At 67.7% G+C, this 10,996-nt stretch carries 11 protein-coding genes and 1 pseudogene; 7 read left to right on the top strand and 5 right to left on the bottom strand.

Features of this window, described 5'->3' with window-relative positions; genetic code table 11:
* Nucleotides 1-48: 48 nt before the first annotated feature.
* The gene (locus PV646_RS15755) at nucleotides 49-1,368 is read right to left on the bottom strand and encodes a glycosyltransferase (protein ID WP_500342448.1); all 1,320 of its coding nucleotides are present in this window, start codon (nucleotides 1,366-1,368) and stop codon (nucleotides 49-51) included.
* Between the two features lie 196 nt (nucleotides 1,369-1,564).
* On the opposite strand from PV646_RS15755, the gene PV646_RS15750 reads away from it, so the two are divergent.
* Nucleotides 1,565-3,187 carry a glycosyltransferase family 4 protein gene (locus PV646_RS15750; RefSeq protein WP_500342447.1) on the top strand — a complete coding sequence of 541 codons (1,623 nt, stop codon included), beginning with the start codon at nucleotides 1,565-1,567 and terminating at the stop codon, nucleotides 3,185-3,187.
* Here PV646_RS15750 and PV646_RS15745 read toward each other — a convergent pair.
* Complete coding sequence (locus PV646_RS15745) at nucleotides 3,179-3,559, bottom strand: NAD(P)-binding protein (protein ID WP_500342446.1); 381 nt, start codon at nucleotides 3,557-3,559, stop codon at nucleotides 3,179-3,181. The genes PV646_RS15750 and PV646_RS15745 overlap by 9 nt on opposite strands.
* On the bottom strand, nucleotides 3,556-3,867 hold the full coding sequence (locus PV646_RS15740) for a DUF3099 domain-containing protein (protein WP_500342445.1): 312 nt from the start codon (nucleotides 3,865-3,867) through the stop codon (nucleotides 3,556-3,558). Before PV646_RS15740 ends, PV646_RS15745 begins: the two co-directional genes overlap by 4 nt.
* A 158-nt stretch (nucleotides 3,868-4,025) precedes the next feature.
* On the opposite strand from PV646_RS15740, the gene PV646_RS15735 reads away from it, so the two are divergent.
* From PV646_RS15735 to PV646_RS15725, 3 genes are all read left to right on the top strand, one after another.
* Nucleotides 4,026-4,568, top strand: a complete 543-nt coding sequence (locus PV646_RS15735) for a hypothetical protein (protein ID WP_500342444.1) — start codon at nucleotides 4,026-4,028, stop codon at nucleotides 4,566-4,568.
* A gap of 103 nt (nucleotides 4,569-4,671) precedes the next feature.
* Nucleotides 4,672-5,256 (top strand): RNA polymerase sigma factor, encoded by a 585-nt coding sequence (locus PV646_RS15730; RefSeq protein ID WP_500342442.1) that lies wholly within the window; start codon nucleotides 4,672-4,674, stop codon nucleotides 5,254-5,256.
* Nucleotides 5,243-5,923 (top strand): anti-sigma factor domain-containing protein, encoded by a 681-nt coding sequence (locus PV646_RS15725; protein WP_500342440.1) that lies wholly within the window; start codon nucleotides 5,243-5,245, stop codon nucleotides 5,921-5,923. The genes PV646_RS15730 and PV646_RS15725 overlap by 14 nt, the downstream gene beginning before the upstream one ends.
* 106 nt (nucleotides 5,924-6,029) lie before the next feature.
* On the opposite strand, the gene PV646_RS15720 is transcribed toward PV646_RS15725, so the two are convergent.
* Entirely contained in the window at nucleotides 6,030-6,248 is a 219-nt protein-coding gene (locus tag PV646_RS15720; protein WP_500342438.1) for a ricin-type beta-trefoil lectin domain protein, read from the bottom strand.
* Between the two features lie 191 nt (nucleotides 6,249-6,439).
* A complete protein-coding gene (locus PV646_RS15715; protein WP_500342437.1) occupies nucleotides 6,440-6,808 on the bottom strand; it encodes a hypothetical protein in 369 nt (122 codons plus the stop codon).
* An 868-nt stretch (nucleotides 6,809-7,676) separates the two neighbouring features.
* Between PV646_RS15715 and PV646_RS15710 the strand changes: the two genes are divergently transcribed.
* From PV646_RS15710 to PV646_RS15700, 3 genes and pseudogenes are all read left to right on the top strand, one after another.
* The gene (locus tag PV646_RS15710; protein WP_500342435.1) at nucleotides 7,677-9,056 is read left to right on the top strand and encodes a TIGR01777 family oxidoreductase; all 1,380 of its coding nucleotides are present in this window, start codon (nucleotides 7,677-7,679) and stop codon (nucleotides 9,054-9,056) included.
* Nucleotides 9,057-9,839: 783 nt separating this feature from the next.
* A pseudogene (locus tag PV646_RS15705) lies at nucleotides 9,840-10,148 on the top strand (DUF3099 domain-containing protein).
* A 151-nt stretch (nucleotides 10,149-10,299) separates the two neighbouring features.
* Nucleotides 10,300-10,996: cytochrome b (locus PV646_RS15700; protein ID WP_500342434.1), on the top strand; the 697-nt coding region annotated here is incomplete at its 3' end.

The following is a 10,996-nucleotide window of genomic DNA, read 5'->3' as shown; positions in this document are numbered from 1 at the left end:
CGGACGACCATGTACACATGGCCGACACGGCGGAAGGCGCAGTGTGCGTCACCGGGATCTTGGAGCAGTTCCGCGCTCCAGGACCTCCAGCAGTCGTGCCGCTCCCCGAGCGGGGCCGGCCGCCCGAACGGCGTCACGCAAGCCGGCGAACGGTTCCGGCTCGTCCAGCAGCGACCGCAGCGCCTCCGTCACGTCTTCGGGCTCGAGGGTGTTGGGATCAAGACACACGCCCGCACCCGCACGCTCGGCGTCGTGGGCGATGCAGAACTGGTCGCTGGAGAACGGCAGCACCACCGCGGGAACCCCCGCCTCGAGACACTCGGTGAAGGAGTTGTTGCCGCCGTGGTGCACCATCGCGGCCATGTGCGGCAGCAACGCGCGCTGGGGAACGACGGATTCCACGACGACACGCGGATCTGCGGCGAGATCGGCAAGTTCGGCGACACGACCTCCTGCGGCGACCACCACGGTCAGGCCGGGAATCCGCAACGCGCCTCGGATCACCGTGCGCAACACGTCGTGCCGAGCGGACAGGAACGTGCCGAGCGCCACGAGCAGTACTCGGCGGCCTCGTACGCGGTCACGCCACACGTCGTCGAGCGGCTCAGGTGTCGTGCAGTGGCCGAGGAAGACCTGCTGTTGGCGCACCGGCAACGGCGGCAGCCAGGGCAGCTCCGGGTAGTTGATCACGGCAGCGTGAGGGGAGGTCAGTGCGAACGCGCGGGGCGGCACCGGCCGGGCAGGCGCGAAGTCGCGCAGAAACCCGGCGAACGCATCGGTGAGGGCGCGATCGGTGAGACGCACTTCCGCGGTCAGTTCCGTGAGCTCTTCCGGCGACGGGCGGACGGTCGACGGCCACGCCTGCGGCAGCCCGAAGAACTGGTCTTCACGGTTGACGAGATAGGTTGGATGCCCTGTGACATAAGACAAGAACGGCCGACCTGAGGCGTGCAGGGCCAGCGTGGTGGCGTAGTCGATCTGGTCGACGACGTACCAGTCAGGTTCAAGGGCGTCGTGCAGATCATTCAGATCGCGCATGACCTGTTCGGCCGCGACGAGCGGTTCGGCTCTGCGACGCCGTGTCTGCGCCAGCAGTGCCGCTGCGGCACCTCCTTTGGTGGCTTCGAGGAAAGCGGTGACATCGCTCTCCGAGCGGGTGTCCTGTGCGGTCCGCTCCGCTACCCCGTTGTTCGACTCGCGAGTGGTTCTCATTGCCACAAAAGGGATGCCGGGAGCGAGATCAGCGAACTCGGCACCGCAGGCGAACGTCACCTCACCCGCTCCCACCTCGCTCAACGCCGTCGCGAACACCGACATGGGCTGGGCGTGCGAGCGGAAAGGCGGACTGACAACGACAAAACGCGGCACCGGACTCCTCCTTGTTGGCAGAACTGGAAAACATTCGATCCGACCACCCCCTCCGGTTCGAACACCAGAGGTGCGGACACATCCAGAAGTACAGCGAGCACTGGAAACCCGGCGGGCAGGGAACGCTCTCTCGGCGCGAAGCCCTCGTGCCCTGATCGCATCCCTGACAAGCGATTCAAGTCCAACGACCTTCTCCATGGCGTGCGAACAGATCGCCACGACCGTGCGAGTGCACGGCGTCCGCGCGGTGACCACCGAGTTGCGCGGGGCGGTCCTATCCACAGAGGACGATGAGGCCAGGGCACGACTGCTCGACGCCGCCACGGTGCACCGCCTCGCCCCGCTGAACCCCGGCGAGGCACGCGCCGCCGCCTCGGGTCCGGTGTTGTGGCGCTACCTGGACGCGCTCGGCGAGCCAGTCGACGACGATCCCCGCTCCCCCTATGAAAAGCTGATGCTCGATCTTCTGCACGACGATCTCGCACTGCCCGTGGCACCGCCCGCTGCCGGACCGACGATCGCCCAGTCGATGCTCATCGGTGGAACCGCCCGGCCGGGTGAGGGCGCGAGCGGCGGGCTCACCGTGTTCCTCTCCTCGCTGGCGGACGCGTTGGTGCGGCGGCAGGACATCGGCCGTGTGGTCACCGTGGTGCTCGCGCCGGAACCGACCACCGTGACCGTGACGAAGAACGCCGATCTCGACCATTGGACGGTGCACGTGCCCGTCGACTCGCCGACAGCGCTCGGCCAGCCGGACATGGCGGTTCACCGGGCCGGGATCACGTGGTGGCTCACGAGACTCCTGCCGCGCTGCGGGTTGTCGCCGGACGTCGTGCACGTCCGCTATTCCGACGACGGCTCCCTCGCCGTGGCCGACGCCGCCCGTCTGCTCGACGCGAAGCTCGTGTTCACCGTCACGCCGGACCCGCACCGGCACCTGGCCGAGCGCCATCGGGAGGACGTCGCGGACCTCACCGCCATGCGGTTCGACCTGCACCGCGTGCGCGCCGCCGATCATCTCGTCGAGCGCGCCGACCAGGTGATCACCATCGGTGGCAGGCAGGACGAGGTGCTGACGCACTTTCCGCAGCTCGTGCCCTCCGCTCTGCTGGCACTGGAGGAAGGCATTTCGCCGGCGCCCCCTGCCTCCGGGCGGTCACGGATCACGGAGTTGTCCGCCCCCTCGGCACTCCCCCGGCTCTCCGCCTCCGCCGAGGGCCTTCCGGTACTGCTCAACGTGGGGCGGTTGCACCCGATGAAGCAGCAGCCCCTGCTGGTGCGGGCCTGGCTGGAGGCGGGCCTGCAGCACTCGACCGCACTGGTGATCATCGGCGGTTCCTCCACCGACCGGACACCGGACGAACAGGCGGTGCTCGACGAGGTGCTCGACCTCGCCCGTTCCGCTCCGTCCGCACGCGGACGACTGGCCGTCCTGTCCGCTTGGACGAACCACGACATCAGGGTGCTGCAACACGAACTGGCATCCGCGGCGCCAGCCTCCGGCTCTCCGCACGTCTACGCCTGCGCCAGCGCGAAGGAGGAGTTCGGCATAGCCGTGCTCGAGGCGATGGAGGCCGGGCTGCTCGCGGTCGGTCCGCAGCGCGGCGGTCTGCGTTGTTACATCGATCAGGGACACAACGGCTTCCTGGTCGACACGTCCACCTCGCGGTCCCTGGGCGAGGAACTGGCCCGCGTCGTCGGCCTGGGTCCCGCTGCCGCGCCGATCGCGGCAGCCGGCCAGAGGACCGTGCGTGAGCGGTTCCACATCGACGCCGTCGCGGAGCCGTTCGCGGCGCTCTACCGCCGGTTGTCAGACTGACCCGGTACGCACGAAGACCTCGTCAGCGCCAAGCCTGGTGAACAGGCCCTGGCTGCCGGGATCGCGAGCCGCGGCGACGATCGTCGCGGTCTTGTTGAGGGCGCGCACGGCCATGGTGATCAGCAGTCCGTCCAGGTCGACGGGGACGGCGATCACCACCCGTGTCGCGAGCGGCACCTCCGCCCGCCGCAACGCGCCGACATCCCTGCCGTTGCCCCGCGCGACCCTGGCGCCGTTGGCCAGCGCGCCGATCAGGGCGACCGGGTCGGGGTCGAGCACGAGGACGTCCGGGTTCCCGAGGTTCAACGGAAGATGTCGCAGCACGTCCATCGCCGCGTCCCCGTATCCCACCACCACGGTGCGATCGGTCATCGCGCTTCCTGGTCTTCATCGCTCGGCGTGAGCGCCCTCCGTGACGGCTGAAGTCGCTGTGGTGCTTCCGCCTTGCGCGGTGGCCGGTCATTGGCGATGAGGACGGCCATCCACGGCAACGGAACCGACAGCAGGATCAGGGCCAGCGCGAGCCACCAGATCTTCGCGAAGAGCACAGCCAGCACGACGCACGGTATGCGCAGGCTCATCATCAGGGCATACCGGCGCCGCCGTGCAGCGAGTTGCTCCTCGTAGGACGGGGCCGCCGAGGTGATCAATACGGGGCTTTCGCGTCGATGCGAGTTCACAGCCACACCTCCGTTGTCCTCTTTGGTTCGCATCGGAGGTTCATCGGGTTCGTGTCTGCTCCGTCACGTAAGAGATTTCGCGACTACTGCATCCACGGAGCCGGTACTGGTCGTACCCCTTCACGACCTGTTCCACACGACGGATGAGGAGTGCTTCCATGCGCAACCGCATGATCGCCGCAGCAGTCGCCTTCGGCATCGCCCTCGCCGGTGGCGCGGCGGTGACCGCACCCGCCACCGCCGCCCCTGTCTCCGCGACGGCCTCCAACGGCAAGGCGTGGGGCAACTTCTTCAAGGGCCGCACCGATCTGACGCTCGACCCCGCCGCCGCGGCGGCGCTGACCTCGTTGGGGGTCAAGGTGAAGCCGGTGTTCGCCGGCAGGACGGGAGGGGCGATCAGCTTCGCGATCGTCGGCGACCCGTCCGACGGCACGATCGAGCACATCGGCGGACTCGTGCTGCAGGCCGGGCACACCCGGTTGTACCTGACCAACTACACGATCGACCTCAACCGGGGTGTGCTGTCCGGTCTGGTGAACTTCAGGCAGCGCGCTGACCTGTTCACCATCGGTGCCGCGACGCCGCAGGGTGTCACGCTCGCTCTGACGCCCGGTGCCGCGTCGGTGCTGAACAGCACGTTCGGTGTCACCGCGTTCACCGCCGGGCTGGTCATCGGGTACGGCAACCCGGTGCTGCGCTGAGGCCTCCCCTGTCCGGGCGCGCCCACCACGGTGTGGGCGCGCCCGCCCCGCCCGTTGAGCGAACCTCGTCCGCGAGCCCTAGATTCGGTCAGGTGGTGCGATCTTGCCCGCGGGGGTCACCGTGCTGACCGGCGCCAGCGACACCGTCGACGAGACGACCAAGGCCTTCGTCGCAGGTGAGGAAGGCGCACTTCGAGCCGTCTACGAGCGCTACGCCCCAGCGGTGCTGCGGGTGGCCGCGTCGAGCCTGCCGTCACGCGCGGACGCCGAGGACGTGGTGCAGACGACGTTCGTGACAGCCTGGCGCAGCAGGGAGAGTTTCGACCCCGCCAAGGGCAGCCTGCTCGTCTGGTTGCTCACCATCGCCCGCCGCCGGTCGATCGACGTGCTGCGCTCACGCAGTCGTGACGAGCGCATCGTGAAGATGCTGCACAGCACCAGCGGCGGTGCCGAGTCCGACGAACCGGTGCGGCCCGAACGGGTGGTCGACCGGCTGGTGGTGCTCGAGGCGATCGGCGAACTGTCGCCCCAGCAACGACAGGTCCTGCTCCTGGCCTTCTACGATGATCTCACGCACGACCAGATCGCCGCGAGCACCGGCCTGCCGCTGGGCACGGTGAAGAGCCACCTGCGGCGCGGGATGGCCCGGCTCAGGCAGCGTTGGGAGGTGAACGGTGACGCACGCTGACCCCGACCTGCTCACGTTGCTGGCGCTGGGCGAACCGATGGCCGACGAGTCCACCGAGAACCACGTGCGCGCGTGCGCCGAATGCCGCTCGGAACTCGCCGCGCTCCGCGAAGTCGTCGACCTCGGCCGCGAGACCCGCGCGGAAGCCGACCTGCCCATGCCCTCCGACGACGTCTGGAAGCGCATAGCGGCCGAGACCGGGCAGGACACGGCTCCCGTCGTACCGCTGCACCGGCCACCGCGCCGCTGGCGCGCGTTACTCGCGGTGGCGGCCGTGGCGGCGATCGTCGGCGCGGCGGGCTCGATCGCGGTCGACAGGTTCCTCACGCCCGCGACCACCGAACAGGTTCTGGCACAGGTGGATCTGGCCCGGCTCGCGTCCGCTCCCGGCACCGCACGCGGCACCGCACGTGTCGTGCGCACCGCAGACCGCACGGTGCTGCGGGTCTCCGTCGACGGCATGCCCGCACCGGACGGCCTGTACCAGGTGTGGCTCTACGACGGCGCGGCCACGATGATCCCGCTGGGCGTGCTCACGAACGGCCAAGCCGACATGCCGGTACCGGACACCCTCGACCTCGAGACCTACCGCGTGGTCGACGTGTCCGCCCAACGGCTGGGCCAGCAAGAGCACGGAATCAGCATGCTCCAAGGATCACTGAGCTGAACCCGGCGAGCACGCGGCCCGCGACGCACCGTTCGCCCCGCACGGCTTCGTACGAGGCGAACGGCAACGGCCGCTGGTCACCGGGGCACGCCCCGGCGAAGGGCGACTACGGGTTCGCCTGCCAGCGCTGGTACCGCAGCTCGTTGCCCCCGAAGGGGCGCAGGAACTTCTCGCTGTCGTCCAGGCACGGCAGCGTCGCCTGGTTCTTGAGCCGGTAGACCGGGTGGCCGCGGTCCTCCACGAAGAAACTCTGGTACGTCAGCTTGTTGCAGCCGAAGGTCCGGAACCCTGCCTCGACGCTGTCGTCGAGGCACTTCCTCGTCATCTGGTTCATGAACCGCTGCGTGCCGTCCGCCCAGCGAGTGATGATCCACTTCTAGAACAAAGCGCGGCGAGGAATTGCAGATCGAGGGTGGCACCCCGCCGGATCCGTACGCGTTCCCCCAACGATCATCGACGGCAGCGGAATGGGAGCCCGGAGACGCTGATCGCATCTCCGGGCCGGCGGACGTGTGCTTAGGAGCTCTTCGCGCTCCAGGAACCACACGGATCGGGCAGGTTGTTGATGTTGGTGCACACCCGGAACTTCATACCGCTTGGCCGTCCGACCTGCGGATTTACGGAGCAGTCCCCGCTGACCGAGACGAGCGAGCCCGAGGTGACGTCCCCGGTCATCCTGCCGCAGTTCTGATCGGTGTTCCCATCGAACACGATCAGGCCCTCGACGTAGACCTTCTTGCCGTTGGTCGCCCTCAGCCTCCCGGTCATCGCACCACGGAACTGGCCCCACGCGGTGGCGGTAGCGCTGCCGGAACCGTCGTTGGCACTGATGTTCACCGTGCTCGCCGCTGACGCGGGACTCGCGGTTAGCACCAGCACCCCCACACCAACCATCGTGACCAGGCTCCGCCTGATTCCCACCTTCATCGCTATTGCTCCCCTCTAAGTACACCGCGATCGCGGCGCGCTTAGAGGTTCACGCCCAACACGACAACCTGGTTGGCCGCCAACCGGGTGACGGTAGAACACCATCGGGTGATCATGAACCGTGATTTCTGCGCAACTCACGCACGCCGAAGCCTTTGTTCCGCTGCTGGAGCGGTCCGAAGTTCGGTCGCCCTTCCTGGTCCAACCCGACGATCTCACCGTCGAGCACGGCGGTCCGGTGGTGCAGGCAGGTCGGGCAACAGCTCCATCTCAGGGAAACGTCCCATGAAGTCCAGGTCGTTGCGACTGATCAGCCGCATGCTCCGGCCCTGACGATGCGCCACACCCCGGTAGCCGTCCCACTACCCAGCCGTCGTCGGCCGGCACCTCGCCCGCAGATTCACCGCAGTGAGCGACGGTTTCTCCCCGCGAGTGCGGGGGTCCGACGGCCGAGATGCCGATGGCACGACCGAACTGTTCTCTCCGCGCGTGCGGGGGCGGTGCCGAGGAGTTCGCGCATAACGGTGAATAGGTCGGAGTTCTCCCCGCGCGTGCGGGGGTCTTCCGGCAACTGCCGAGCGTGGTGGTACGAGGCGAAGCTCTCCCCCGTCGTTGGTTCGGTGGCCAGAAGTGCGGCCGAGGGCTATGAAGGAGTTGTCGAGCGCTCAACTCGATCAGCTCGGACGAAGCAGGTCCACCGGATCTCATCAATCCGCCGCCAACACGAGACGCTGTCACGGCCGTGGACCACTCCTGCTCAATCGGTTCGGCGATCGGGATCGGCGACGCACGGACTCGGACGCGCCTCGCTCCAGAAGTCTTGAGGGTGGCATGCGCCATCAAGCGAAGACGAAAGGACGCACCTAGCGTTCTTTGTATGACCCTGATCTTTTCCAGCGTCGTCGACGCGCCTGTGGACGAGGTGTTCGCCTGGCACGAACGGCCCGGAGCAATCCATCGGCTCACGCCGCCGTGGCAGCCGGTCTCGGTTCGTCGAGAGGCGAGCAGCCTCGACGGCGGGCGTGCGATCCTCGGGCTACCGCTGGGGCTGCGATGGGGTGCTCGACACACCGGTTACTCGCCGCCTCACCGGTTCGTCGACGAACTCGATTCCGCGCCGTTGAGTTGGGCGCTCAAGTGGCGGCACACCCATGAGTTCGAACCGGAGAGCAGCCAGACGCGGATGACCGACCGGGTCGACACTCCCGTGCCCGGTGCGCTGCTGCGGTCCATGTTCGCCTACCGGCACCGTCAACTCGCCGCCGACCTGACCGCGCAGGCTGCCGCACGGGCTGCCGGCGACCAGCCGATGACCGTGGCGATCAGCGGTGGCAGCGGGTTCGTGGGAAGCGCCCTGTGGTCATTCCTCAGCACGGCGGGCCACCGGACGGTCAAACTGGTGCGCCGCTCTCCCGAAGGCCCGGACGAGCGCCGCTGGGAGCCCGATCGGCCCGCACCGGATCTGCTGTCCGGGGTGGATGCGGTGGTGCACTTGGCAGGCGCTTCGATCGCCGGCCGGTTCACGGAGTCACACCGACGGGCGATCCGCTCCTCCAGGATCGGGCCGACTCGTGCACTCGCCGACTTGGCCGCCGCCAGTGGCGTACCGGTCTTCGTCAGCGCTTCGGCCATCGGGTTCTACGGCGCGGACCGCGGCGACGAGGAGCTCACCGAGAACAGTGAGCGCGGTGAAGGCTTCCTGGCAGACGTGGTGACCGAATGGGAGGCAGCCACCGCTCCCGCCTCGGCGGCCGGCGTGCGGGTCGTCAACGTGCGCACCGGGCTGGTCCAGTCTCCCGAAGGCGGCACCTTGCGCCTCTTCCACCCGATGTTCGCGGCCGGCCTGGGCGGGCGGCTCGGTGACGGGCGCATGTGGCAGTCGTGGATCGGGATGGACGACCTGGTGGACATCTATCACCGTGCGCTCTACGACAACTCGCTCAGCGGACCTGTGAACGCCGTGGCGCCAGAGGCGGTGCGCAACCGCGATTACACGGCCACGCTCGCCAAGGTCTTGCGCCGCCCCGCACTGCTGCCCGTGCCGTCCTTCGGACCGCGATTGCTCCTGGGCGAGCAAGGCGCCCGAGAACTGGCTGAAGCGAATCAACTCGTCCGTCCCGCAGCGCTGACCAACGCTGGACACACGTTCCGCCATCCGAAGCTGGAGAGCGCGCTGCGTCATCTGCTGGGACGCGTCGAGGCTTGATACGTAGTGGCCTCTTGCCAATGGGGCCAGGTGAGGCGCCCTCGAGGAGGTCCCCGGCGGGCACCTCGTGTTTCGTTGCGATCGAAGAGCGTGTCGCAGGCGACACGCGGTCAGCCCGTTGCGCGCGGGTTGACTACCGCAGGGCGGGCTGTTCGGCAGAAGCAGGCTGCGTGTCCAAGGTCGAGCGTTGCAGGCGGGGTCGGATGCTCATAGTCCTGTCGCGCGTTGCTCCACGCGCTGCTGTCCCGCCTCAACGGTGGCGACGAAGCGGGCTGCGGTGGAGGTTGGGTCAGTCGTCCGTAACCGCCAGCGACCAGCACCAGCCGGCCAGTTCAGTAGCTACAGCGACGTCGGCGATCAGCACGTGTTCGCACCCCAGGTTGCAATCGATCCAGCGGTCGTGCAGCCGCCGGTTGCCGACGTCGCCGCGGATGGGGCGAGTTCCCAGCGCTCCCGCATGATCTTGCCGGGTGCGTAGCGGGCGCGTGGTGCCAGGCCGCTTCGACAAGCAGTCGCCGCGCGTAGGTGTTGCCAGTCTTGCCCAGGTCATCAGCCTCGGCGCTGTAACGGCTCCGATCGCATCAGCCGGGCAGCAGGCTGTGCGGCAGCGGTTCCACATCGATGCCGTTGCCGAGCCGTTCGCGGCGCTGTACCGCCGGTTGTGCAGCTGACCGGAACGCATGAAGAGGTTCTCCGCAGTCGGCCATCGGGCCTGGTGTGACGCATCAGGCATGAACCGGATCAGGCATGGCAGCGAATTCCTTGTGAGAACGGAGGTCTTCCATGAACTCCCCCCGTGGTGAACATCCTGTGCTGATCACTTCTGCCGCGCCGTCTTTCCAGGACCAGCTCGCGGCAAGGCAGCGCCGTTACGCCCTCATGATGAGCATGCGGATTCCCTGCATCGTGCTGGCCGTGTTGTTCGCGAACGTCTGGTAGCTGGCGCTCGGACTCATCCTGCTGTCCGTGCCGCTGCCGTGGATGGCGGTCATCATCGCCAACGACAGGCCGCCGCGCAAAGCGGAGAAGCCCCACAAGTTGACGCCGTCCAGGCGTGCGCTCACCGGCTCTGCTGAGAAGCACACTTCCTGATGAAGGACATCTCTCAGCTACTCGACCGCGACGACGATCCATCGTTGTGCGATGCACCCGGCGCTCGCCTAACGTTGAAAACGTACCGATCGACGATTGCCTGCAGCGTCTTCATCGAGGCTGTGGGTCCGGCGTTCTGGGAGCGGAAGTCATGAGTGCCATCACCACGCCGACGAAGCCGGCCAACGCGGCCGCGCGCGTCGCAGGGGCGGCGGCCAACGCTGCCGACGAGCGGTACCACGCGGCCTCTGGTCTGCGTAAGCAGCTGAACAAGGTCTTCCCGACGCACTGGTCGTTCCTGCTCGGTGAGATCGCGCTGTACAGCTTCATCGTCCTGCTGCTGTCCGGTACGTACCTCGCTCTGTTCTTCGACCCGTCGATGACCGAGGTCACCTACAACGGTTCGTTCGAGAACCTGCGCGGCATCGAGATGTCGCGGGCGTTCGCGTCCACGCTCGACATCTCGTTCGAGACGCGCGGCGGTCTGTTCGTCCGCCAGGTGCACCACTGGGCGGCGCTGCTGTTCATGGCCGCGATCGTCGTGCACATGTTCCGGATCTTCTTCACCGGCGCGTTCCGCAAGCCGCGTGAGATCAACTGGGTCATCGGCATCGTGCTGTTCATGCTCGGCGCGATCGAGGGCTTCCTCGGCTATTCGCTGCCCGACGACCTGCTCTCGGGCACCGGCCTGCGGGTCATGGCGGCGCTGCTGATCTCGTTCCCGGTCATCGGCACGTGGCTGAACTGGCTGATGTTCGGCGGGGAGTTCCCCGGCACGGACATCATCCCGATGCTCTACACCGCGCACATCCTGATCATCCCGGCGATCATCCTGGGTCTGATCGCGG

This window comes from Streptomyces sp. ID05-26A (genome assembly GCF_033794685.1).
GTDB lineage: Bacteria > Actinomycetota > Actinomycetes > Mycobacteriales > Pseudonocardiaceae > Lentzea.
This window is presented reverse-complemented; position numbering and strand designations above follow the sequence as displayed.

Bases quoted from the DNA above. Each gene is read 5' to 3' on its own strand.
- PV646_RS15750 (WP_500342447.1), top strand. From the start codon at position 1,565: ATGGCGTGCGAACAGATCGCCACGACCGTGCGAGTGCACGGCGTCCGC.
- PV646_RS15745 (WP_500342446.1), bottom strand. From the start codon at position 3,559: ATGACCGATCGCACCGTGGTGGTGGGATACGGGGACGCGGCGATGGAC.
- PV646_RS15735 (WP_500342444.1), top strand. From the start codon at position 4,026: ATGCGCAACCGCATGATCGCCGCAGCAGTCGCCTTCGGCATCGCCCTC.
- PV646_RS15720 (WP_500342438.1), bottom strand. From the start codon at position 6,248: ATGACGAGGAAGTGCCTCGACGACAGCGTCGAGGCAGGGTTCCGGACC.